General features: G+C 33.1%; 31 protein-coding genes, 1 tRNA gene and 1 pseudogene. 21 read left to right on the top strand and 12 right to left on the bottom strand.

Annotated features, from left to right (window positions below):
• Window positions 1–51: 51 nt before the first annotated feature.
• Complete coding sequence (locus ACN4EE_RS02260) at window positions 52–444, bottom strand: type II toxin-antitoxin system VapC family toxin (protein ID WP_431704773.1); 393 nt, start codon at window positions 442–444, stop codon at window positions 52–54.
• Complete coding sequence (locus ACN4EE_RS02255; protein ID WP_431704772.1) at window positions 441–653, bottom strand: AbrB/MazE/SpoVT family DNA-binding domain-containing protein; 213 nt, start codon at window positions 651–653, stop codon at window positions 441–443. The genes ACN4EE_RS02260 and ACN4EE_RS02255 overlap by 4 nt, the downstream gene beginning before the upstream one ends.
• Window positions 654–756: 103 nt before the next feature.
• Between ACN4EE_RS02255 and ACN4EE_RS02250 the strand changes: the two genes are divergently transcribed.
• Window positions 757–918: a hypothetical protein gene (locus ACN4EE_RS02250; protein WP_431704771.1), complete on the top strand. Its 162-nt coding sequence runs from the start codon at window positions 757–759 to the stop codon at window positions 916–918.
• A gap of 39 nt (window positions 919–957) precedes the next feature.
• Here ACN4EE_RS02250 and ACN4EE_RS02245 read toward each other — a convergent pair whose 3' ends face one another.
• A complete protein-coding gene (locus ACN4EE_RS02245; protein ID WP_431704770.1) occupies window positions 958–1,206 on the bottom strand; it encodes a type II toxin-antitoxin system Phd/YefM family antitoxin in 249 nt (82 codons plus the stop codon).
• 364 nt (window positions 1,207–1,570) lie between these two features.
• Between ACN4EE_RS02245 and rplS the strand changes: the two genes are divergently transcribed.
• The 14 genes from rplS to ACN4EE_RS02175 all read left to right on the top strand — a co-directional run bounded on the left by rplS (window position 1,571) and on the right by ACN4EE_RS02175 (window position 8,398).
• Window positions 1,571–1,957 (top strand): 50S ribosomal protein L19, encoded by a 387-nt coding sequence (gene rplS / locus ACN4EE_RS02240; RefSeq protein WP_431704860.1) that lies wholly within the window; start codon window positions 1,571–1,573, stop codon window positions 1,955–1,957.
• A 187-nt stretch (window positions 1,958–2,144) separates the two neighbouring features.
• Window positions 2,145–2,216: transfer RNA gene (locus ACN4EE_RS02235), tRNA-Trp, on the top strand.
• Between the two features lie 106 nt (window positions 2,217–2,322).
• Window positions 2,323–2,562: a preprotein translocase subunit SecE gene (gene secE, locus ACN4EE_RS02230; protein WP_431704769.1), complete on the top strand. Its 240-nt coding sequence runs from the start codon at window positions 2,323–2,325 to the stop codon at window positions 2,560–2,562.
• Window positions 2,562–3,176 carry a transcription termination/antitermination protein NusG gene (gene nusG, locus ACN4EE_RS02225; protein ID WP_431704768.1) on the top strand — a complete coding sequence of 205 codons (615 nt, stop codon included), beginning with the start codon at window positions 2,562–2,564 and terminating at the stop codon, window positions 3,174–3,176. Before secE ends, nusG begins: the two co-directional genes overlap by 1 nt.
• A gap of 15 nt (window positions 3,177–3,191) precedes the next feature.
• Window positions 3,192–3,617 (top strand): 50S ribosomal protein L11, encoded by a 426-nt coding sequence (rplK, locus tag ACN4EE_RS02220; RefSeq protein ID WP_431704767.1) that lies wholly within the window; start codon window positions 3,192–3,194, stop codon window positions 3,615–3,617.
• Window positions 3,618–3,758: 141 nt separating this feature from the next.
• Window positions 3,759–4,469, top strand: a complete 711-nt coding sequence (gene rplA / locus ACN4EE_RS02215) for a 50S ribosomal protein L1 (protein WP_431704766.1) — start codon at window positions 3,759–3,761, stop codon at window positions 4,467–4,469.
• Window positions 4,470–4,712: 243 nt separating this feature from the next.
• Complete coding sequence (locus tag ACN4EE_RS02210) at window positions 4,713–4,973, top strand: hypothetical protein (protein WP_431704765.1); 261 nt, start codon at window positions 4,713–4,715, stop codon at window positions 4,971–4,973.
• Window positions 4,973–5,266 carry a type II toxin-antitoxin system RelE/ParE family toxin gene (locus ACN4EE_RS02205; RefSeq protein ID WP_431704764.1) on the top strand — a complete coding sequence of 98 codons (294 nt, stop codon included), beginning with the start codon at window positions 4,973–4,975 and terminating at the stop codon, window positions 5,264–5,266. Before ACN4EE_RS02210 ends, ACN4EE_RS02205 begins: the two co-directional genes overlap by 1 nt.
• A gap of 75 nt (window positions 5,267–5,341) precedes the next feature.
• Complete coding sequence (locus ACN4EE_RS02200; RefSeq protein WP_431704763.1) at window positions 5,342–6,016, top strand: N-acetylmannosamine-6-phosphate 2-epimerase; 675 nt, start codon at window positions 5,342–5,344, stop codon at window positions 6,014–6,016.
• Between the two features lie 57 nt (window positions 6,017–6,073).
• On the top strand, window positions 6,074–6,646 hold the full coding sequence (locus ACN4EE_RS02195; protein ID WP_431704762.1) for a Uma2 family endonuclease: 573 nt from the start codon (window positions 6,074–6,076) through the stop codon (window positions 6,644–6,646).
• A gap of 154 nt (window positions 6,647–6,800) precedes the next feature.
• On the top strand, window positions 6,801–7,022 hold the full coding sequence (locus tag ACN4EE_RS02190; protein ID WP_431704761.1) for a hypothetical protein: 222 nt from the start codon (window positions 6,801–6,803) through the stop codon (window positions 7,020–7,022).
• A 6-nt stretch (window positions 7,023–7,028) separates the two neighbouring features.
• Window positions 7,029–7,367 (top strand): PIN domain-containing protein, encoded by a 339-nt coding sequence (locus ACN4EE_RS02185; protein ID WP_431704760.1) that lies wholly within the window; start codon window positions 7,029–7,031, stop codon window positions 7,365–7,367.
• A gap of 339 nt (window positions 7,368–7,706) precedes the next feature.
• On the top strand, window positions 7,707–7,973 hold the full coding sequence (locus ACN4EE_RS02180) for a hypothetical protein (protein WP_431704759.1): 267 nt from the start codon (window positions 7,707–7,709) through the stop codon (window positions 7,971–7,973).
• 2 nt (window positions 7,974–7,975) lie between these two features.
• Window positions 7,976–8,398, top strand: a complete 423-nt coding sequence (locus tag ACN4EE_RS02175) for an HNH endonuclease (RefSeq protein ID WP_431704758.1) — start codon at window positions 7,976–7,978, stop codon at window positions 8,396–8,398.
• Between the two features lie 75 nt (window positions 8,399–8,473).
• Here ACN4EE_RS02175 and ACN4EE_RS02170 read toward each other — a convergent pair whose 3' ends face one another.
• The 3 genes from ACN4EE_RS02170 to ACN4EE_RS02160 all read right to left on the bottom strand — a co-directional run bounded on the left by ACN4EE_RS02170 (window position 8,474) and on the right by ACN4EE_RS02160 (window position 12,016).
• Entirely contained in the window at window positions 8,474–10,066 is a 1,593-nt protein-coding gene (locus ACN4EE_RS02170; protein ID WP_431704757.1) for a hypothetical protein, read from the bottom strand.
• 347 nt (window positions 10,067–10,413) lie between these two features.
• Window positions 10,414–10,989, bottom strand: a complete 576-nt coding sequence (locus ACN4EE_RS02165; RefSeq protein ID WP_431704756.1) for a Uma2 family endonuclease — start codon at window positions 10,987–10,989, stop codon at window positions 10,414–10,416.
• Between the two features lie 163 nt (window positions 10,990–11,152).
• Window positions 11,153–12,016 (bottom strand): HIT family protein, encoded by an 864-nt coding sequence (locus ACN4EE_RS02160; protein WP_431704755.1) that lies wholly within the window; start codon window positions 12,014–12,016, stop codon window positions 11,153–11,155.
• A 289-nt stretch (window positions 12,017–12,305) separates the two neighbouring features.
• On the opposite strand from ACN4EE_RS02160, the gene psaK reads away from it, so the two are divergent.
• Complete coding sequence (gene psaK / locus ACN4EE_RS02155) at window positions 12,306–12,569, top strand: photosystem I reaction center subunit PsaK (protein WP_431704754.1); 264 nt, start codon at window positions 12,306–12,308, stop codon at window positions 12,567–12,569.
• A gap of 115 nt (window positions 12,570–12,684) precedes the next feature.
• Here the strand turns inward: psaK and ACN4EE_RS02150 are convergent, their stop codons facing one another.
• From ACN4EE_RS02150 to ACN4EE_RS02140, 3 genes and pseudogenes are all read right to left on the bottom strand, one after another.
• Window positions 12,685–13,209: a tetratricopeptide repeat protein gene (locus ACN4EE_RS02150; protein WP_431704753.1), complete on the bottom strand. Its 525-nt coding sequence runs from the start codon at window positions 13,207–13,209 to the stop codon at window positions 12,685–12,687.
• A 96-nt stretch (window positions 13,210–13,305) separates the two neighbouring features.
• Window positions 13,306–13,664 (bottom strand): annotated as a pseudogene (locus ACN4EE_RS02145) (element excision factor XisI family protein).
• Window positions 13,665–13,679: 15 nt separating this feature from the next.
• Entirely contained in the window at window positions 13,680–13,811 is a 132-nt protein-coding gene (locus ACN4EE_RS02140) for an element excision factor XisH family protein (protein WP_431704752.1), read from the bottom strand.
• 122 nt (window positions 13,812–13,933) lie between these two features.
• On the opposite strand from ACN4EE_RS02140, the gene ACN4EE_RS02135 reads away from it, so the two are divergent.
• Both ACN4EE_RS02135 and ACN4EE_RS02130 read left to right on the top strand, forming a co-directional pair.
• Entirely contained in the window at window positions 13,934–14,842 is a 909-nt protein-coding gene (locus ACN4EE_RS02135) for a TIGR04168 family protein (protein ID WP_431704751.1), read from the top strand.
• Window positions 14,843–15,389: 547 nt separating this feature from the next.
• Entirely contained in the window at window positions 15,390–15,824 is a 435-nt protein-coding gene (locus ACN4EE_RS02130; protein WP_431704750.1) for a hypothetical protein, read from the top strand.
• A gap of 175 nt (window positions 15,825–15,999) precedes the next feature.
• On the opposite strand, the gene ACN4EE_RS02125 is transcribed toward ACN4EE_RS02130, so the two are convergent.
• Together ACN4EE_RS02125 and ACN4EE_RS02120 are read right to left on the bottom strand one after the other, a co-directional pair.
• The gene (locus ACN4EE_RS02125; protein ID WP_431704749.1) at window positions 16,000–17,457 is read right to left on the bottom strand and encodes a folate/biopterin family MFS transporter; all 1,458 of its coding nucleotides are present in this window, start codon (window positions 17,455–17,457) and stop codon (window positions 16,000–16,002) included.
• Window positions 17,458–17,574: 117 nt separating this feature from the next.
• On the bottom strand, window positions 17,575–19,074 hold the full coding sequence (locus ACN4EE_RS02120; RefSeq protein ID WP_431704748.1) for a serine/threonine-protein kinase: 1,500 nt from the start codon (window positions 19,072–19,074) through the stop codon (window positions 17,575–17,577).
• A 133-nt stretch (window positions 19,075–19,207) separates the two neighbouring features.
• Between ACN4EE_RS02120 and grrP the strand changes: the two genes are divergently transcribed.
• The 3 genes from grrP to grrA (ACN4EE_RS02105) all read left to right on the top strand — a co-directional run bounded on the left by grrP (window position 19,208) and on the right by grrA (ACN4EE_RS02105) (window position 21,076).
• A complete protein-coding gene (gene grrP, locus ACN4EE_RS02115; RefSeq protein ID WP_431704747.1) occupies window positions 19,208–20,107 on the top strand; it encodes an extracellular substrate binding-like orphan protein GrrP in 900 nt (299 codons plus the stop codon).
• A gap of 125 nt (window positions 20,108–20,232) precedes the next feature.
• Window positions 20,233–20,601, top strand: a complete 369-nt coding sequence (gene grrA / locus ACN4EE_RS02110; RefSeq protein ID WP_431704746.1) for a GrrA/OscA1 family cyclophane-containing rSAM-modified RiPP — start codon at window positions 20,233–20,235, stop codon at window positions 20,599–20,601.
• A 73-nt stretch (window positions 20,602–20,674) separates the two neighbouring features.
• Entirely contained in the window at window positions 20,675–21,076 is a 402-nt protein-coding gene (gene grrA, locus ACN4EE_RS02105; protein WP_431704745.1) for a GrrA/OscA1 family cyclophane-containing rSAM-modified RiPP, read from the top strand.
• Between the two features lie 54 nt (window positions 21,077–21,130).
• Here grrA (ACN4EE_RS02105) and ACN4EE_RS02100 read toward each other — a convergent pair whose 3' ends face one another.
• On the bottom strand, window positions 21,131–23,272 hold the full coding sequence (locus ACN4EE_RS02100; RefSeq protein WP_431704744.1) for an HAD-IIB family hydrolase: 2,142 nt from the start codon (window positions 23,270–23,272) through the stop codon (window positions 21,131–21,133).
• Between the last annotated feature and the right edge of the window lie 137 nt (window positions 23,273–23,409).

The raw sequence follows: 23,409 nt of genomic DNA, 5'->3' as shown, positions 1-23,409 counted from the left end.
GATCGAGAAGTCAGAGTAGTAGGCAATGTCAACCTTTTTTGATTATGATTTTTAATTGTTAATATCAGATTTTTTAGAAAAATATTGCACATTTGGTAAATTCAGAAAATGATCATCAGACGTAATAATTTGCACTTTTTCTTGTACGGCAGTAGCATAAATAATTGCATCGGCGAAACTTAGCTTAAATTGGCGAGATACTTGTGAAGTAAGAATAGCTAAAGATTCGCTTAAAGGAATAACTTTACCTTGTTGGGTTAAAGCAATAATTTCTTTTGCAAATTCCTCATTTTTTTCACGACAAATCCACTTATGTAATTCGTATTGTATGGAAGTTGGCACAATAAGATCATTTATATTAATTAAATAAGGTGCAAATTTATCGGCTAAAATCCCGTCTGTTAGCCATTCAATCCATCCACAAGTATCAACAAGAACTTTCATACTCTCTCATTACGATCTCGAATATTATCAATATTTGCATCTTTTAAAATACCTCTCAAGGATTCCATCGTTGTTTTTTGAGGTATTAAGGATATTAAATCATTTTTGATGACTAGGGAAAATTTTTGTCCTGCTTTTAACTGTAAACTCTCTCTAATTTCTGGAGGGATAACAATTTGATATTCTTTTGATAATGTAACTTCTAACATATTTTTTGGTTATAATTTCGATCGAATTGAGAACTTTTATAATTTCGGAATAAATAAATTATAATTATAAATCAGAAATAACTAAACCATAAAAATATTGATTATGAATGCTGAATATACTGCTATTATTACAAAAGATGGAGATTGGTGGATTGGTTGGGTGGAGGAGATACCGGGTGCAAATGCCCAAGAAGAAACCAAAGAAGCAGTTACAGATATTATTAAAATTCACCATCAACAAGCTAGAAGTGAAATAATTTTTTAGCATCCTTATTAGCTTGTTTTGTTAGAATAACTCGCCACATTACCAATCAATATCCTGAATATCAATACATTCCTCTATAGGGGTGGACGCTTCTTGATGAATAGAATCTACCATCTTGGGTATAGATTGAAGATATAGAGTTTCTTGGATTTCCTTCCATTTTTGCTCAGAAATTAAAACTGCCTTATCTGTTGTTTCTTCGATCAAAATAGGTTGATGTTTTTGATTAATTTCTGCAATTATTTTACGCAAATCAAGTTGTGGTTGATTAATTTTTATGGTTTCCATGTTGGTTGAAATTTGTATTAGCTTTACTTATTCAATCATAAACGATGCCTTTAAAAATAGTATTTATATCAATACTTGAAATCTAATCTTAAAATTCTAAGATGGTGGGCATTGCCCACCCTACATTTTTAGAATCAAATCAAATTCCTTTAAGTTAAGCCCACATTCCGCACGTCAAAATGTATAAAGTTAGATTATGAGATGAAATAGTAAAAACCTGTCTTTATCAGTAAACTTAGATGCGTTCTTTCTAGCTTATCAACTCTGATGATGACCTAGCTTAGAAAATTTTTTATTGACAAAGAAATCAGATAAAAGTTATGATAGAGAATTGTGAGTTTTCTAGCAATAAATCTCCATGTCTATAAATGCAACTGCGATTATTCAGTCGATCGAGGCTGAATATCAGAAAGACAAAAGTACATTACCTTCCCTTAATGTCGGCGATACTGTCAAAGTAGGTGTCCGCATTCAAGAAGGAGGCAAAGAAAGAGTACAACCCTTCGAGGGTACAATTATCGCCATGCGTAATGGCGGAATTAACGAAACGATTACCGTGAGACGCATATTTCAAGGTGTAGGCGTAGAAAGAGTCTTTATGATTCATTCTCCTATTGTCGCCAACATTCAAGTTATTCGTCGTGGTAAAGTAAGACGTGCTAAACTGTACTATCTCAGAGATAGAGTCGGTAAAGCTACTCGTATTAAACAACGTTTCGATCGACCATTGGATAACGTCACCAAAAAATAGTCTGATTTCAATATTGTTAAGCTAACAAAGTAATTTTGTTGATAACTATTTATCCATAAAATTACCTACTCTCTTGATAATATTAACTTAATTTCTTGCTTGTTTAGCTCCAACGAACGATCAAAAAAAGTTAAATTGCTCAACCCCTTGACAAAATTTAACAAAAATCGTTATAGTATTTACATATACGTCCTTAGTTCAGTGGTAGAACGTCGGTCTCCAAAACCGAATGTCAGGGGTTCAAATCCTCTAGGGCGTGTTGGTCTAATCAAAAAGAAACAGAAGGTTAATAGACTCTATAATAGAGAGCATACATTTGGTGTCTAATTGACCCAGAAAAAAGTCTGTTATTGAGGGAAACTATTGTGACAAATAAAGAAACCGTCAAGGCGAAAAATGTTAGCACTGCACCGACAGAAAATAACAACCCCGACAAAGCCAATTTTGTAGAGGAAACAAAACAAGAATTAGCTAAAGTTGTGTGGCCTTCCCGTCAACAATTACTGAGTGAATCTGTAGCTGTTATTCTAATGGTAACATTAGTAGCTACTGTGATTTATTTAGTCGATAAAATATTTGGCTGGGCGGCTGGGAAGGTGTTTTAATGACTTTTACTCCCGACAATGAAGGAGAATCTACTCCTAAAAGAGCGGTAGGAAAACCCCGTTGGTATGTAGTACAAGTAGGTGCAGGTTGCGAAAAAAAGGTTAAAACTGACATCGAACAACGAGTTCATAGTTTTGATCTTGCCGATCGAGTCTTGCAAGTGAGAATACCTCAAAGTCCCACAGTAAAAGTCCGTAAGGATGGTAGTCGCTATAGTGGCGAGGAAAAAGTACTACCCGGCTATGTGTTAGTGGAAATGATCTTAGATGATGACGCTTGGCAGATGGTCAAAAATACTCCTAATGTCATCAACTTTGTAGGAGCAGAACAGAGACGAGCTGTAGGTAGAGGTAGAGGTCATGTTAAACCCATGCCATTATCCCCAAAGGAAGTCGATCGAATCTTCAAACAAATGGATGATGCTGAACCTGTGGTCAAAATTGATATGCAGGTAGGAGATCAAATTGTAGTATTATCAGGACCATTCAAAGACTTTGCTGGAGCAGTAATTGAGGTTAGTACCGAAAGAAGCAAACTCAAGGCATTGTTATCAATTTTCGGGCGTGACACCCCCGTAGAATTGGAATTTAATCAAGTAGAAAAACAAGGATAAAAGGAAACTTAAACAATGGCAAAAAAAGTCGTTGCATTAATCAAATTAGCTTTACCCGCCGGGAAAGCAAACCCAGCACCTCCCGTTGGTCCTGCATTAGGTCAACACGGTGTGAACATCATGGCATTCTGTAAAGAATATAACGCCAAAACGTCTAATCAAGTAGGGATGATTATTCCCGTAGAGATTTCTGTATTTGAGGATCGTAGTTTTACCTTCATTCTCAAAACCCCTCCTGCTTCTGAGTTAATTAAAACTGCCGTTGGGATCAAAAGTGGTTCAAAAGAACCCAACCGTAACAAGGTAGCTAAAATTACCAAAGCTCAATTAAAAGAAATCGCCCAAACAAAAATGCCTGACTTGAATGCTAATGACATTGAAGCGGCTATGAAAATTATCGCTGGAACTGCTCGTAATATGGGCGTTACCGTTGTTGACTAAAAATTCAACAAGGCTGATTAATAGGCATAGATGTTGAATAAAAAATCAACATAAATTCCGATCGTTCAAATTAAAAGTAATTTTATTTTGGGGAGAGGTGTTAAAACTTCGTTAGTTTACCCAAGGAGACACATAACGTAAATGAGTAGAAAAGTAAGTCGTAGATATAAAGAGGCGTTAGCTAAGGTAGAAGCCAAAGCCTACGCACCTCTGGAGGCGTTGCAATTATTAAAAGAAACCGCCACCGCTAAATTTGATGAAACGGCGGAAGTTCATATCCGCTTAGGGATTGATCCTAAATACACCGATCAACAGTTAAGAACTACTGTTAGCTTACCCAAAGGTACAGGACAAACCGTGAGAGTTGCGGTAATTACCAGAGGGGAACAAGTGAAAGAAGCTAAAACTGCTGGTGCGGATATCGTGGGGGAAGAGGATTTAATCGACGAAATTCAAAAGGGAATGATGGATTTCGATGTCTTAATTGCTACCCCTGATATGATGCCTAAAATCGCTAAATTAGGTCGTGCTTTAGGTCCTAAAGGCTTAATGCCTTCTCCTAAAGGCGGTACTGTTACCACTGATTTAGCAGGGGCGATTAATGAATTTAAAGCAGGTAAATTAGAGTTTCGTGCCGATCGAACTGGTATTGTCCACGTCTTATTTGGTAAAGTATCTTTCTCGGCAGATGATTTATTATCTAACTTAAAAGCAATACAAGAGACGGTCGATCGTCAGCGTCCTTCTGGTGCAAAAGGTCGTTATTGGCGTACTGTGTTTGTATCTTCTTCTATGGGACCTTCGATCGAATTGGATATTAACGCTTTAAGAGACCTTAAATTAAACGATTAAGATTATCGGTATTAGGTAGGATGTGTTAAAAAAGTCTTTTGAACAAGACAAAAGATAAAATCAAATAAGTTTTTTAAGTGATTGTAGGGGTTGAATAATATTCAACCCTTATTTTGTTTATTATGGTTGATATGTAATAAAATGAGATATTATCAGTAATCTCCAGTAAGTTGTGGTAAAAATCAGTAAGTCTTGAATAAGCTAAAATAAAGTCAAGATTTTTAACTCAACACCAAAAATATTATGATGAATGCCTATAAGCAATATCTGACAATTAGTACTTCTAAAGAATTGATATTATCAAATTTACCGTTTAATGCCGGGCAAAAAGTAGAAGTGATAATTTTACCTGATGAAGATGAAGAAAGTGAAAAAAGATTAAATGATTTGAAGGAAAAAATAGACATCGGCACAAAACAAATTGAAGAAGGAAAGATAGTAGATGGAGAAATGGTTTTTCAAGAAATTAAAGCCTCATTAAAACAACAATATGGGGTAGAATAATGGGGACTTATAGTTTTTCAGAAGAAGCCGTTAAAGATTTGAAAGAAATTTGTGACTCTGTAGCTAAAATAAACCCTCAATATGCAAGTAACTTATTTGATGCTATTCGGAATAAAAGTAAATTAATAGCTAATTTTCCAAATTTAGGTAAGAATTATTATAAACTTAAACCGAATTTAAAAGGTTTTTTAGTGGATGATTATGTTATTTTTTATTATCCCCAAAGTAATGGAATTATTATTACAAGAGTTATTAATGGTTATCGAGATTTAGAAAAGTTTTTTTCTGAATAAAATAATAACATCTCTGAGTTTTTCCGTTTGCAATTTTTACTATTATAGAATATATTTTTCATTATATTGATTTTTATGATCGAAACTTTAAAATCAAGCCTTATAATTTCCTGTCAAGCGCCTAGTGATTCACCCTTACATCATCCCGACATCATTAGTACGATCGCACTAGCCTGTGTTAATCAAGGGGCAAAGGGTTTAAGAATTGATAGCCCAAGCCACATTAAAGCCGTCAAAAAACTATTACCAGATATTCCCGTCATTGGTTTATGGAAACAAATGGGGTTGGATTCTTCGGTTTATATTACTCCTCGTTTTGAAGATGCGGTGGCGGTGAGTGAGGCTGGTGCAGATATTATCGCTATTGATGCCACCCTCAGAAGTCGCCCTAACGGGGAAACTATGCCCCAACTTATCGCTAAGATTAAGCAGGAGTTGGGTAAGCCTATTATGGCAGATATTGATACCTTTGAAAGTTCGATCGAAGCGAGTCAAGCTGGAGCAGATTTTATCGGCACTACTCTTTATGCTTATACAGAAGCAACACAAAATCTCATTCCCCCTAGCTTTGAATTTATCGAGAAACTGGTTAAAACTATTGATAAACCGATTATTTGTGAAGGCGGAGTCAAAACACCCCAAGAAGTGAGAAAAGCCCTTGATTTAGGCTGTTTTGCGGTGGTTGTGGGAACGGCGATTACAGGTATTGATTTGTTAGCTAAAAGATTTACTGATGCCACGTTAAAATAAACATAGGAAAAAAGTACAATTAATTTTAAAAAGCTAATTGGGAAATCATTAAAATTTATGACTATTACCCCTATCAAAAAGACAACATTAACTCTTGAAGAATTTTTACAACAGGATTATATCGAAGAATCTCCTGCCTATGAATACATCAATAATCAAGTCATTAGAAAACCTATGCCTCAAGGAAAACATAGTCAGATTCAATACAAAATTTGTGAAATTATTAATCAATTTAACCAACCAGAAAAAATAGTTTATGCTTTACCTGAATTGCGTTGTACCTTTTCTAGTAGATCGATCGTACCAGATATTGCTATTTTTTATTGGGAAAGAATACCTTTAGACGAGGAAGGAGAAATAGCCAATCAATTTAATTCTTCCCCTGATTGGTGTATAGAAATTTTATCTCCCAATCAAAAACCCACAAAAGTAATAGATAATATTTTATTTTGTTTAGAAAATGGCACACAATTAGGGTGGTTAATAGATAGTGAAGAAAAAATAATTATGGTATTTGAAAGACAAAAACCCCTAAAAATTTATCGAAATGAAGAAATTTTACCAGTTATTAATTCCTTGAATTTAGAATTAACAGTTAATCAAATATTTTCTTGGCTTAAAATAAAATAATTTTGCTATTTGAAATAATAATAAACTAAAAAGCTCGATCGAACTCTCCCCTCTCTCCTGTACGGTAGGCTCGATCGTTTATCGTAAATAATAAATTAAAAAGAATGCTAATATTGTAATTATTGCTCAATAAATATTAATAATTTTTATAATCATGACATCAGCTTATAATTTAACTAAAGAAAATCAAGAAATCATTGTGAGATTAAATCAAGATATATTTACTGAAGAAAAGTTAACTAAATTTTTAGAATATCTTATGTTAGAAAATATTAGTGCTTCTAGCAAACTAAATGAAGAACAAGCTAAACAGTTAGCAGATGACATTGACACAACCGTATGGAATGCTATTAAAGAACGTATTTTAGAGGAATAATCAACTTTGAAATCACAGTCTATTATTATTGTTGATACTAACATTATATTTTCAGCTTTACTAAATAAAAATTCTAACTTTGCCTCTATTTTATGGCTAGGAGATTATAAATTTTATATTGCTGAGTTAGTTTTAGTTGAGTTGTTTAAATATAAAGATAAAATACTTAAACTGAGTAAACTATCGGAAGAAGATATTATTAGCTTTTACCATATTCTCTTGAAAAGAATTAATCTTTATAAAGAAGATTTAATCGCTGGAGAAAATTTAAAATTAGCCTATGATTTATGTAAAGATATTGATGTAAATGATGTTATCCATGTTGCTTTGACTTTAGAATTATAAGGAAAATTATGGACAGGAGATAACAAATTAAAGCGAGGTTTAATCAGTAAAAATTTTGATTTATTTTTTGCTCCCCCTCCTTTACCATAATTTTGAGGAAAGGCATAAAATCAACTCCGTGACGAAAATTAGTCCAGTTTAATGATAGCAAAAGCCTCAAAAGACTTAATAAAGTTCGATCGAACTTCTCTCCTCTGTACGGTAGGCTCGATCGTTTATCGTAAATAAGAAATTAAAAACATCGATCGATTTCTCCTAGGGCTTTTAAGACTCTTAACTCCAAAATCCCACAACCCATGATAAAATTTAGTTTTAGAGTTGAAATTTCAATCAATAATTATGACGACAATAGTAAAAACTCGGAAAATATATGATGAATTTCTTGATTTTATAGCGAAAGGAACAACTCCCGAAGAATTAACTAATTTTCAATTTTCTGACAAAGTGAAAGAAGAAATAGAAGATTTAGTTTATCGTGCCAAAAATGCAGAAATTACCAAAGAAGAAAAACAACAATTAGAGGAATTAGTCTTGATTGAGCATTTAATTGTAATGGCAAAAGCTAAAGCCTGTCAATATCTACAATCCTCTTTTCAAAAGGTTTAATTATGTCTCGTCCTTATCTCCCTCTTGAGTTAAAAAAGTTAGTCGCTAAAAGGGCTAACTATGGCTGTGAATATTGTTTGATGGCGGAGAAATATCGCCCTAGTGGTTGTCACATAGATCATATTATTAGCTTAAAACATGGTGGCGAAAATAGTTCTGAAAATCTCGCTTATGCTTGTTTACCCTGTAATCTTAATAAAGGAACTGATTTAGGTTCAATTAATCCCAAAACAGGTGAATTAGTAAGATTTTTTAATCCTAGACGAGATAAATGGTCAGATCACTTTTGTATCAATGATGGTCGTATTGAACCTTTAACAGATATTGGTGAAGTTACTGTTCGCATATTTCAATTTAACACGGAAGATAGAATTTTAGAAAGAAAATTATTGATAGAATTAAATCAGTATCCCCCTTCAAGGTAAATAAAAGTTCGATCGAACTCTCCCCTCTCTCCTGTACGGTAGGCTCGATCGACTTTTTTATTATGTTCAATCAAATTAACTCAATTTAATTTCCTCAATTTGATTCACTAAAATTTCGGTTTCTTTTAATAAACTATTTGTTTCTTGTAATAATTCTTGCAATCTTTCATTCTTAGCTTCAAAATTCTCTTGAGATAATTTTTGATCTTCCAAAGAATCTTCCAGTGTTTTTACACAATTATTAATTAACTTTTCTATGTTCGTTATATACCTTGAAAATTGTGCAGACTCTTGATCAACAAAATATTCAATTTGTTTCGCTAATTCTTGAATGTTCTCTTCAATTATTTTCGATACTTGTTTGACGTATCTATTAATATAAACTTTGTATTCATGTTCGACACGAGGAATTTCTAGCTTAACCAGACTACCTAATTTGACGGCAAAATTATTGTGAATTTTTCCAGCTAAAGGTACGTCAGCATTTATATCTACTTGATATTTTTGAGAATTAATAAGGGTACTAAAATTATCAAAATCAGAAATTTGATAACTTATATCAAAGTCAAATTGAGTTTTTAATTGTTTTTCCACATCCTTAAAAATATCCTTTATTTTAAGGTCAACAACATGAACATTAACACGCTCTCTATGTCCTATTATTGTGCCTTCAATTCTATCTCTATATGGAGAAAACCAATTTTCTAGGAATTTTCTAACATTTTGATATATTTCCTCACCAAATTTATCAGCTTCTTGTTTATTCGTAAATTTTCGGTTTGTTATTTTTTGTTCCCTTAAAAGTTTTCTAATTTGAGATTCTAAAATATCAGAAAAAGATTTACACTCCATTTCATCTTTTATATCTTTTAAGTCTTTCCTAAAATAGCTGATTCGCTCTGCAAATTTTTCTTTTAGCCATTCTTGTTGTTGTATAATTATTTTTTTATTTTCTTGTAGATTTTTTATTTCATCTTCTATCTTATTTTTGTCAGAATTGAGAGTCTTTAATCTCAGGTCTAATTCTGGTTTTATTTCATGTTTTAATATATTATCGCCCAAGTTTACAGATGTTTTAATTAACTTAGGCAAAATAGTCTTTAAAATATCTTGAATTGCATTATCAGTAAAATCACTAAAACCTGATTTATTCCATAATTTTTGTACTTTATTCTCTAACATTTGTGGTGTTGACACAGCTAACTCTTCTTCCCAATCAATTCCATAGACTTCCTCAGCAAAAGATTCCACCGTTTTTAAATCTTTCACTTCTTTATCAGGATTTTGAGACAACTCATTAATAAACGCACTAGCACATAATGCTTGTCTGCCCGATATAGGAAATATTCTGGCTTTTTCGGTATTTTCTAAATTAAATTGTGAGAAAATAAACTGATTTAATTTTTCATTATTAAGAGGATCGCTTTTTCTTCTTTGGTCAATTTTATTAACAATAATATAGAGATTTTCCTTATTAATTAGTTTAATTATCTCGTTTACTTCTGTTCTAATTTGTTCAGCAGACTCAGTATTAAGTTGAGTAAAATCCAAAACAATTAAGATTAAGTTGGCATTTTCTGTTAATTGTTTTTTGACGATGGGTGCTAGGGTGAAATCTTGTGTTGCTTCATTAGGACCGGGAGTATCAATTATGACCAAATTGCCCATATATTCTGTTTTGTTTGATACAGTCAATTGATTTTCAAAAGGTGTTCTTATTTTTGGACAATTCTTTAATTCGTACAGAGGACTATAAAAAGGTTCTAGTTCTAACAGATTTTTAACGAGAAAAATATTATATAAACGAAATATATTATTAAGTATAGTTAATGTTTCTCTAATCTCTTTATAGCCTTTTAACTCAGTATCAAATTGTATTTTGCCATCACGAATATCTGAAGCTAAGTCAATTAAATGAGGATAACTACCTAATGCTTTTTCTATTTCTGAAAATTCTTGAGCTTTTATACAGTATTTTAGTATCTTTTTTGTGTTATTACCGACAGTGATAAAAATTAAAAAATCTCAGTTAAATCTAAGATAAAATCAGGTAAAATATCTTCTCCTGACAAAACTTTTTGATTATTTACTACTTCTTTTTCTTTTCCTTGACGATATATTTCTACTTCTTTTTTATCGGGATTAATTAACCATCCTAACTTAACTCCATTATCTATATATTCTGCCATTTTGTCTTGAGTGTCTTTTAATGAGTCAGTTTTTGACATTAATTCTAAAACAAAATCAGGGGCAATGGGGGGAAATTTTATCCTTTCTTCTTCTGTTAAATTATCCCATCTTTCTTTTTGAATATATGCCACATCAGGTGAGCGATTACTGCCTTTTGGTAGTTTAAAACAGGTAGAAGAATCAAAGATATATCCTAGTTTTTTTTGACGATTCCAGATTCCAAACTCAAGATTTAATTCTGAATTGAATCTTCCTGTTTCTCCTCCTGTTGGTGGCACAATAATTAATTCTCCTTTTTGATTTTGTTCCAATTTTAGTTCAGGATTATGACGACAAAGTTGATAAAATTTTTCATCATCAATCTTAGAAATTACATCAAAGTTAATAGTATAAGCAGTCATTATCGTATTTCTCACCTCGATCGTAAGTAATTAGTATCATAACACATTCTTATTTCTTAATTAGACTTCGATCAGATTCTGACTAGAAACCCGAAATACCGTAAAAAAATTGTTCATTTTTGTAGATGCTTATTAGATTATATGGTGGTTTGTTGAGTAACCTCTAAGTAGAAGGAATAACGCATCTAATACCGTGTTTTTTTCCTTGATTATCTCCTAAATAACGAGGAATTAAATGGATATGAGTATGTTTAACTTTTTGCCCTCCTGCTTTATCAATATTAAAACCAATATTAAAGCCATCAGGATTATATTTTTTAGTGACAATATTCTTCACTTCATTTACCATTTGCCAACAATGAGTTTGCATTTCAAAAGATAAATTAAAGTAATTTTCTTCATGAATTTTAGGAATAATTAAACTATGTCCTTTGGTAAGAGGATAACCGTCTAAAATGGCATAGGCTAGACTTGATTCTGTGAGTAAAGTTAGTTTAGCATAAGGATTGCAAAAGATACATCTATGGTGATTATGCTTTTCTTGATTATAGTGGCAATATTCATAAATTTCGCAAAATTCATCTACATAGATCGATCGAAAAGGAAGATTTACTAAACATTGATAGGTATTTTTTTTGTGAATATAATGTCTTCTAAAACCTTCCGTTTTTAAGTCTCGTCTTACGGCAAAATAAGCCTTTCCTTTCCGTTTTAACAGTTGAGATACTGCCATAATAACATCTTCTTGAGACTGTTTAAAAATAACATTTAAGACATAAAAACAGCAGATAGTATCAAATTTTTCTTGAGGGTAAATAGGAAAATAATGAGGATCATAACCCTGAATTTTATACCCTTTTTGTGCTAGAATTTCAACATCTTTTCCGAAACCACAACCAAAATCTAATATATCCCCTTTTAACAGTTGATTTTTTAACAAATATTTTGCTGGAAATGAAATAGTGTCTCTTTCTATAGCTGTTAAATGACTATATTTATTTTCTGGCACGATGATTATGTTATTCAAAAATAAGCTGTTGTACTTTCAATCATAAACTATCTTTGAAAAGATATAACCTTAAGTTATCGAAATTAGGACTTACGCACCTCTAACGATATTCTGTCATTCCGAGAGTAGCGAAGGAATCTCAATCCCTTGATTTTTGGTACAAGTGCGTAACTTTTAAAAATTATGCGCATGGTATTTCTTTACATAAATTTACAAAATTGCAAAGTATTGCAACAAATTTGCTCTTTTTTTTCGTTAACCTTTTAAAATGAGTTTTTCAAATACGTTTATTTAAGGAAAAAATTTAATGTTATATCTCAATACCTTCTTAGCTAGTGTACCTGCTACCGTTGAATGGAGTCCTAGTATTGCTGTCACCATGATTATTTGCAACATTATAGCCATCGCTTTCGCTAAGTTTACCGTAAAATATCCTAGTGCTGATCCTCAATTACCTAGCCCTAGTTTTTTCGGTGGTTTTGGCTTACCTGCTGTTTTAGCCGCTACTAGCTTCGGACATATTTTAGGCGCTGGTGTTATTCTTGGTTTAACCAATTTTGGTGTTTTATAATCACACTCTACTGAGTAATGAGTGATAAGTAATGAGTAAAAAGTGGGCAAAGGCAAGAGGCAAGAGTTATTAATTGTCAATTCTTAATTCTTCATTCTTCATTCTTCATTCTCTATTAGTTTTTGACAAGGCGTTTTTCTAAGGATTCAACACGTTTGAGTGCGATCGAGTTTTTGGGATCAAATTCGAGGGTTTTTTGATAACATTCTAAGGCTTGAGAAACGAGGATTTTTTTCTCATAAACATTGCCTAAATTGTTGAGAGCGATGGTATATTCAGGATATAATTTAATTGCTTCTTTATAGTTTCTAATAGCAATATCATATTGTTCTTGAGAGAAATAAGCAAACCCTAAAGCATTATAAATTAATGCCTTATTTTCAGGTTCAACATCGTCAGCTTTTAAGGCTCTTTGCAATAATTGTACCGCTTGAACAAAGAGTTTTTTGTCTAAATAAATACCAGCCAATTCATAATATTCTTGAGCTGTACCTTTTTGATTTTTTAACTTATTTTGTAGTTTAGAAAAACGGGATTCTGTCTTGCGAGTTTTAATAATTTGTCTCAGTAAAACAATGGCTACTATACCTAATAAGCCTAATAAAATAGAAACATAAATTACTGGTAAATTTTCGTTCATAAATGTAAAACTTTGTCATAATTATTTTGTTATTATCTTATTTTACCATAACCTCGATCGATCACTTTAATTCTGTAAATATTGCCTTAAAAATAGTTAAGCTACTCCAAAACCTATATATTGCCTTACAAAAGCTGGTTTTAATCCTAAAATAATATCCTCTCTTTTTACTCCTTTTTCTAATAACATTTCTGCTATTAAAATATCAGTATTATTTTCTTGAATCCAGATTTTTTGTCTCTAATTTCTAAGTGCAATAATACGGTATAAATTCTTTTTTGTCTCTCCCAATCTAAGTATAATAATAAATATCGATACCAACGGGAACTGCTTCGCAGCGCGAACTTTTCATCAAAAATAGTTTCAGATTCGATGGTTTTTCCTAGAGGAATTATGTTAGCTTGTTGGTTTAAAAAGTCACAAATTATTTGATGATATTTACTTAATTTATCCACTGACTAATAACTTCCTCAATAATCATATTTTGACATAAAATGATCATCTTTTCCACACTTTAATATTAATAAATCACGGGTAATATTCCCATTATCTTTAATTAAAGCCGTTTTAACTATATTATGAAATTTATCTTTTACTGTCATTAAAAATTATTTTTTTGATATGATTATATTAGACATAAACAGATAAGTGTATATTAATTAGTTCTTATAATTTATCATAAATACTATAGAAAAGTTAAATTAATTTAATCGATAATTCTTCCATGAAAAAAAAGACAATAAAAATAGCAGTAATTGGAGATGTTCACGAAAATTGGAACGAATATGACCCTTTAGCTTTAGAATTTTTAGAGGTGGATTTAGCTTTATTTGTGGGAGATTTGGGTAATGAATCTCTCAAAGTTGTGGGAGATATTGCCAGTTTAAACTTACAAAAAGCAGTTGTTTTAGGCAACCATGACGCATGGTTTACGGCGACAGAATGGGGAAGAAAAAAATGTCCTTACGATCGAACTTTAGAAGATAGGGTACAAAAACAGTTAGACTTATTAGGCATAACCCATGTCGGTTATGGAAGTCTCGATTTTCCTAGCTTACAATTATCGGTGGTTGGTAGTCGTCCTTTCACATGGGGTGGTTCAAAATGGAAATATCCAGACTTCTATCGGCAACGCTACGGAGTGAATAATTTTGAGGAGTCAACGGCGAAAATAGTTGAGGGAGTAAAGAAAACCTCCTTTGATCATATCATCTTCATCGGTCATAATGGACCTTTTGGCTTGGGAAGCAACCCCGAAGATACCTGCGGTAGAGACTGGAAACCCCTCGGCGGTGATTTTGGTGATCCCGATTTTCAGAGTTCGATCGAAATTAGTCGTATATTAGGCAAAAAAGTTTCTCTTGTCACCTTTGGGCATATGCACCATACCTTAAGACATACGAAAGAAAGACTCCGAACGATCGTCAATCAAGACAATTATGATACTATATATTTGAATGGTGCATCAACACCTCGTATTCAAGAGATAAATGGAGAGAAGATACATAAATTTTCTTTAGTTACTTTAGAGGAGGAAAAAGTGACGAATATTGCTTTAATTTCTCTCAATGAAAAAATGAATATTGTTGAAGAAAAAATACTTTTTTCTAACTTTTTAGTAAATATTAAATAATTATAATTATGCCCCATAAGGCTTTTTAAAATATGAAAATAACTCTAACTATAATTCATATTTTGACTTTCATACTCGGTATCATTTTTAGGATAGATGTATGGGGATGGTATTTAATAATATTTTTTATACCAGAAGTTGTTTATCGACTGTGTTATTTTATTTTTTTACAACTTTTTATTATTTCATCGAATTTTGATAAGAGTATTAACTTAATAATGTATAGAGTTTCTATCGCTAGTTATTTACTAATGTCATTATTTACTAATGTCATTATTTGCTATAGATATGGCAGATACAGGTGGAGCTTATACAATGTTACATCTCATTGTTAATCCGTCTTCATTTATCGGTTTTATTTATTTATTTTCATTGGTATTAAACCTGATTCTTTTAGTTAGCTTAATAACTATAATCGTAGCAAGATTTTGGAATTATTTACAACTAAAGAAAAAGATGAAAGAAATTGTTTAAATAATCAGTGATAAATAACGATAAAAGATGAGTAAGTGAATTGTTAACTAACTATTAATTCCATATTTTTTATATGTTTTTAAATAACAAAAAAAACTTAACCATAATCCATATTTTGACTTTCATTCTCGGTATTATTTTTAGAGTAACTGTCATGGGATGGTTTTTGATCATCTTCTTAATCCCTGAAATTATTTATCGAATATGCTATTTTATTTTTTTACAACTTTTTATTAATTCCTCAAATTTTTCTAGTTCACTCAATCAAATATTTTACTTAATTTCGATTTCTAGTTATGTATTAATGTCATTATTTACCGTAGATTTTAATGATCTTAATAACTATACCATGTTGAGGATAATTATTGATCCTCCAGCATTTATGTCTAATTTTTATTTATTTTTAGTTTTCTTAAATTTGACTCTTTTAATTAGTTTAATCTCGATCGCAATTATCAGATTATGGAATAAATGGAAACTGAAAAAAAGCCGTGCTAAAAATCTTTAAATATTAGAAATATGGAAGATACTATTCTCCAATATACAATTAATTACCCTATTGATTTATTAAAACTATTCACTATTCACTATTCACTATTCATTATTCACTATTCATTATTCACTATTCACTATTCATTATTCACTATCCTTATCAAAATATTTTTTCAACACCCCCTATTTAGTTATTCCTTATTTTGATTAGTTATTTTTTCAACCCCTAACTCTTTGATATTAGTAAAAATAACTTCAGGCATCATATCTTGACCAAAAGTAGCCCCAGTGCTATGATGTTCGTAAATTTCAGGTACTGGTAAATTATCAAGAGAATCTAACAATTTAGGGTCTTCATTGGGTAATAATTTTAGTAAGGGTAAAGGTAATAAACTCGATAAATTGGTGATTAGTAATAATAGCCAAAGATGCTCAAAATTGGTTTCTGTTACTCCTAACCAATGGGTTAATAATGCCCCTAATTCATGAGACAACAATCCTGCTAAATTCCATATCGACATCAAAAGAGCGAAAAAACTCGCCTCGATACCTTTAGGACAAAGACGTGCTGACAAAACTAATACAGGCATAAAGGCAATTTGCCCCATTACGGTTAAGATAAGGCTATCTCCCAAGCTAAACCAATGATCATCAATGCCCAAAGTACGATTAAAATGGGTAACTAAGATTAAACTTGTCATGCCTAATAGGGAAGATAACACCACACTCCAACCTAACATGACTCGAAAGGGTATTTGTTTGAGCCAATTTTGATAGCATAAGATACCAATAAGGGAGGCTAAACTGGTAATAAGTCTAATTCTGCCTAAAAATTCGGGGGTAAATCCTAACTCATTCGTAGAGAAGAAGAAAAAAGCTGAATCAGCGCTAGGTGTACCCTGCCATAGAGCGATAAAGATAACTGGTGCTAAAATAGATTTTTTGGTAATGGTTTGCCATAATTGCTTAATTTGCCCTTTCAAGGGATTAGATATAGCATCTTTTTCCACAGGATTTTCCATGATTAACCCTGCTATACCCACTACTAATAAGGGAAAACAAGCGGTAATTAAAAAGACAGTATTGGTACTAAATTGTTGTAACAATGCACCGCTAAAATAAGCAGTAATTAAGCCTCCTAGCGCTGACATACCCCATGTAAGGGATTGTAGAGAGCCAGATTTGACGAGGGATTCATTTTTTGCCCTTTCTACTACTACAGAATCCACAATGACATCACTCATGGCAACTGAGAGGGAAGTTAATAAAATGGCAATAGTCGCACTCCAAGCATTATTTACTACTGTACCTAAACTTAGCCATGCGATCGAACCTAAAACTCCCGAAAGGATTAAATAACTACGACGACGATAACCAAAAAGAGGTTTACCATCACTCAAAAAACCGATGATAGGTTTTGTTACCCAAGGAATGGCGGCTATACCCATTAAGGCGGAAACTTGAGCAGGAGATAACATTAAGTCATCTTTGAGAAAGAAACTAACGGCAAGTCGTGCCAATCCCAAAATTCCCTGTACAAAATAGACAGTCAGAATAGCGAATAATTCTGGGGTGAGTTTATTGCCGAATAATAGCTTATCTTCGATGTATTGCTTGATTTGAGTTTTTTGATAAATATGAATAAACATTAACTATCTTTAAGTTTTATTGCTTAGTTTCTCTATCTTAGCGTGAGTTTCATTTTATGGTTACTTGTAATGAGTTAGGTGCGCATAAAAAGGTATTAACTTACGAGAGCATAATTTTTACCAAATATGACGTTTTCCATCAGGAAAAATAGTCGCCCAATTTGTTTGAGCTTGTTGTATTTGTTCTTCGGTAATATTACTATTAGTTAAGTTAGCACCGCATAAATTAGCACTGTCTAAATTAGCACCTTCTAAATTAGCACCTTCTAAATCTGCCCCCCTAAAATCTGCTGATTCTAACTCAGCTTTGAAAAAGTGAACTTTTCTTAAATTGGCTTTGTTAAAATTAGCGCCCGATGCGTTAGCACTATAAAAATTAGCACCTTCTAAATTCGCTTCTTCAAATTTGGCTTGAATCAGTTGAGAATTACGAAAATTAATATTAGGTATATTAGCGTGGGCAAAATTAAACTTATTAAATACCTGTTGACTAAAATCGATTCTGCCACGACTATAGGCATTTAATAAACTTTGAGGGGTGACTTGGGCAACATATTTACTCTTGCCTTGACGGGATTTTCTGGCACGGATTGCCATAGCTAAACGAGATGTAGCGGAAACATAAGTATTATCGTTACTTTCTGATTCTAAATTCGGAGGAGGAGTGACTGGTTTACTGTGGGTGAATAAATTTTGCTCTAGTTGTTGTTCATAAGGTACTATATCTAAGTCCACTAAAACTTCATCGATCGATTTGTAACGATTACGCACATCAACTTCTAACATTTTGCGAAGAATTTTGACAAAACCTGCACTAAGACGGACTTCTTTTTCCCATAATAATTCCCCTGTCAACTCGTCTGCCGCTATATCTTTGGGGGATTTTGCTGTCATTAAATATAAACAAGTCGCACCGATGGCATAAATATCACTGGAATAGATAGGACGCATTGCTAATTGCTCAGGTGGTGCAAAACCCATTGTACCCACTGCAAATTGAGTAAAGGCTGTTTGACCGTAATTTTGATTGGCTAATTGAGTATTAACTTGATCTTTTACTGCACCAAAGTCAATGAGTACTAATTTCCCATCCTGTTCTCTACGAAGAATATTAGCAGGTTTGATGTCTCTATGGATCATTTTGAGAGAGTGAATATATTTTAAAACGGGGAGTATTTCTTTTAAAAATGCCTTTACCTGAGATTCATTGAATACGCCGTTTTGTTTTACTTCCTGTTGTAAATTTTTGCCCTTCACCAAACTTTGTACTAAATAGAAGTGTTTATCTTCTTCAAAGTAGTCTAACAATCTCGGTATTTGAGGATGATCAATTTTTCCTAAAGTCTTGGCTTCCCTTTCAAATAATTCTAATGCCATGTCAAAGGTTTCTTGATCCTTTGAAGTAGGTCTTAATTGCTTTATCACACAAAAAGGATTACCAGGTAAAGATAAATCAATACCTAAAAAAGTCGCACCAAATCCGCCTTTACCAATTTTCTTGATCGATCGATAGCGATTATGCAAAATTAAATTAGCACCACAACTCTGACAATGTTTAACACTGGGGTGATTTTGTGGTTCAGAACAGTTAGGATTTAGGCAATAGCTTAGAATCATTCAACCCTTGAGGAATTTGCTTGATTGATATTTAGTATAACTATTTTTTTTATACTCACATTTATCAGTATATTTTATCATTATGACAAAATCTCACTATAATCAATTTTAATAAACAAAAATTTTCAAACTAATGTTCAAAAAAATTTTATTCACTTTTGTTACTGGTGTATTGTTGACTATAGGCATCAAACCCAGTATGGCTAGTACAGTAATAGAAAAGGTTGCTCGTAGTGGTTTTATGACGGTAGGAGTACCCATGAATGCTGTACCTTATTCTTATATTAACGCTGAGGATCAATTAGACGGTTTTTCGATCGATCTTGTCAAGTTAATTCATCAGCAACTCGAAGAAGAATTAGACAGAAACATTAAACTCGATTTTGTGCAAGTGGAATCCATTAGAGACGGTGTACCAAAATTACTCACAGGGGAGATTGATATGGTATGCAACACTGTATTTACATGGCAAAGAGACAGGTATGTTGACTATACCTTAAGATATACAGTTTCAGGTATTAGACTTTTGTTTCCTAAAGGCAAAATCCCCGCCGATACTTCTATGACAGGTATGAAAATTGGGATTCCTCCTCAAACTTTTGTCAGTGATGCGGTAAAATTAGCCCATCCTAATGCAACTTTTGTTGATGTCGCTACTTTTGATGATGGTGGTACTGCTTTAAAAGAAGGTACTATTGACGCTTTAGCAGGAGATACCATGATGTTAGACGGGTTACGTCAACAGATAAACCCCGATGGTTTCGAGCAATATCCTCCTCTTTCCGAAACTCCTTATGCTAGATTTGGAGTAGGTTGTATTGTTGCCCCCAATAACTCTACTTTCCTTGACGTTGCTAATTTTACTATTGCTAGAATGATGGAAGGTTACTTAGTGAATGATCCTGAAATGACGGCTTTAGTTAATAAATGGATGGGCGAAAATGGTGTAGTTTCGATCGTTTCGCCAGAAGCCATTAAAAGTTTCTTCGAGAATACCATTAATAACCATGAACAAATTCCTTTCGGTAAATAATTAATAATTAATAATTAATAATTAACAATTGTATTTCTGTCATTGCGAGGCATAAAGCAATCTCTTTGATAGTCATTGCGAGGAAACGAAGCAATCTCAAAACCTAAAATTAAATTCATCAAAACATGAAAATCAATAATCTAACATGGTTAGGTTTTTTAATAACTTTATCTAGCGTTTGTCTTACTCCGAAAACTCTTGCGGTTAATCCTGAAGTCACATCAACAGATGTTATGGCAAATGTAGAAAACCGTTTAAATCGTATTGGTGAAGCCTTAAAAGCTAGAGAAGGAAACTTGCCTATAGACATTAAAAACTCTTTATCCGAAGAAATTTTGACAAGAAGTTTTATTAATGGTGGTAGTGGTTGGAGAAACGGCGGTGGTTTTCTCAATAATCGAGGAGGAGGGGGTTTTATCAACACTGGAGGAGGTAGTGGCTTTCTCAACAATCGAGGTTGGGGAGATGGTGGAGGCTTCTTAAATCGCCGTTAAGACAAAGAAAGACAAAGAAAGATAGGAAAAAAATCCATAGAAATAAATATTTTAATTAAAGAGTTAGTAAATTATGAAAATCACAAATTTAACATGGTTAGGCTTATTAATGACGTTATCTAGCTTTTCGGTGACAACAAAAACCCTTGCGGTTAATCCAGAAGTCAACAAAGCAACAGAAAATGTCGATAGTCGTTTAAATCGTATCTCTGAAGCCTTGAAAGCAAGGGAGAAAGAATTACCCGAAGATTCTGACTTGAAAGCCTCAACGGAAGAAATCTTAATTAGTTTAGGTTGGGGAAATGGGCGTCAAGGTACTTTTGTCAATGTTAATCGCCCCAATAATTTTTGGAATAATCGAGGTGGAGGAGGCTTCTTAAATAATCGTGGAGGAGGCGGTTTTATTAACCAACCTCGCAATTTTTGGAATAACCGAGGCTGGGGAGACGGCGGTGGTTTCTGGAATAGACGATAATTAATTAGAAGTTACCTCATCGTATTGTGATGAGGGGAGGTAATAGGTAATAGGTTAATCTGTTGATTCACAAAGATTAAAAAAGTTGTAGTGATTCAAACCATCAATAATTCCATCGGCAAATTGTCGATGGGAAAAGTATATCGGTTCTATTTCACTGAGGTTAGAAAGTTCTTCTTGATGACGATTCGCCACTACCACAGATAATGTGTTACCTAGCATCATGTCTTCGTCACCACCCGAACCTCCGGCAGTGAGAATACGGTTTAAGGGTATATCCCATTGACTGGAAAACCATCTGACTGCGTAGCCTTTTGAGGCTCTAACGGGTATAATGTCCAAAAATTGCCCAAAAGAAAAGATAACATTCACGGTTTGCTCGTTTTGAAGCAGTATTCTCTTAATATCTTCTATTTTTGGTGCGATCGAACTATCATAAAAGTAACTAATCTTGTAAATACTTTGTTCGGTTTTAGGTTGTAAAGTTAACCCTTCTAATTCTGATAAGAGGGTAACAATGCTTTGACGATTCCATTGGTAGTTAATATGAGTTGTCCAAGCGGTATCTCTAATTAAGTCTTGAGAGTAGTAGATTTCTGTACCCATACTGGTTATTAACACATCAGGTTGAGGAATATCGTATTTTCGCAATACTTTTAAGGCGGAGTCGAGTCTTCTTCCTGTGGCGATACAGAAACTAATGTTTTTGCGTTTTGCTTGAATTAACTCTATTAATTGCCCTAATGATTCTCGATCGCCGAGCAAGTTTTGATCTATACTGGATACGATCGCACCGTTATGGTACATCATCGCTCTACGTTGGGTAGGCATCCGTACTAAGCGCTCACTCTTATCGATAATGGGTTGTATAACTTTGAGATAGGTTTCTACATGGGAAGACCAAGTATAGTATTCTTTAACCTTAGTAACGCCATTGTTCGCAAAAATCTGCCATTGCTCTTTTTCACGGAGTACCTTTAAAATCTTATCACCAATGTCTTGAGGATTAAGAGGATCGATCAAATATCCATTCTGACAATTTTTTATTATATCAATAGGACCACCATCTTTTGTGGCTACAATAGGTAAACCACTGGCGGCAGATTCTATTAAGGTTAAGCCAAAAGGTTCGGTTAAAGCTGGATTGACGAAAACTCCCCCCGATAGCGCCGCTAAACGGTACATGATCTGAATGTCATCTAAGGTGATAGTTTTAGGATAGGCTACCTTACCATATAAATCATATCGATCGATCGTCAATAATAAATCTGTAAAAATATCTTGCAGACTACTTTCTAAATCCTTGACATCATTTCTTGTACCTGCAAAAATAACTAAATTTGCCTCCTCTTGTAATTGGGGATTTTGCCCAAAGGCTTCGATAAGAGTTTGAATATTTTTCCGTTGATCTAACCTCGAAAGTGCTAATATTATAGGCTTACGGGGATTAGTTAAAAATCGCTCGATCGACTTAAAGATATTACTCTCCCATTCGTTACCCTCTGGAGGATAGAATTTTTCTACATCCGTACCCGGAGGAATGACGCGCATTTGTTGTGGTTCATAGTAATCGTATTGGGCATACTGCTCATTTATCTCCTGAGAAGTGCTAGTAATAACCCTTTGAGCCGAACTTAAAGTTTCTTCCTCCCCATTGATACGGCGAATCATGTTATAGCGTTGCTCAATTTTTTCTTTTTTGACACCACTAGCTAACAGTCTTTTACGCTTACTTCTGCCTAAAGAATGTCCTGTATGTATCAAAGGTATTCCCAACTGATGAGATAATCTGACTCCCACATAACCCGCATCGGCATAATGGGTATGAATAACATCGGGTAATCTTGGTTGATTCTTTAAAAATTCGATGGCATTATCGGCAAAATTATCCAGATAATCCCATAAATCCTCTTTGGGTATATACTCATCATTTCCTGCACTAATACGAACAATATTCGCTTTTTCGTTAATAGGTTCAAGTTGTTGACTATAATCATCACTAACCTGAGTATCAATTAACAATTTCGTCATCAAATCGACTTTTTCCACTTCCTCCCGTTGGGATAATGCTTCCGCTAACTCCAAAACATACTTTGTTTGCCCCCCAGTATCCGCATCTCTTCCTAATTCTAAATCTTGTCCTCTAATTAGACCATGAATGCTAATAAGTAAGATATATTTTTGTGAACTTTTCATTATCCTAGTGATACATTGTGTTTTATTTTATTATAACTGACGTTACGCACTCTATGTTAAATTTTAATAGGTATCAGGTATCGGGTAGCAGGTATTAGGTTAAATTCAAACTGTTAATTTATAACAATTGCATTTTT

Origin of the sequence: Geminocystis sp. CENA526 (assembly GCF_050753365.1) — a bacterium.
GTDB lineage: Bacteria > Cyanobacteriota > Cyanobacteriia > Cyanobacteriales > Cyanobacteriaceae > Geminocystis.
The sequence above is the reverse complement of the archived record's forward strand: the minus strand, read 5'-3'. Positions and strand labels throughout refer to the sequence as shown.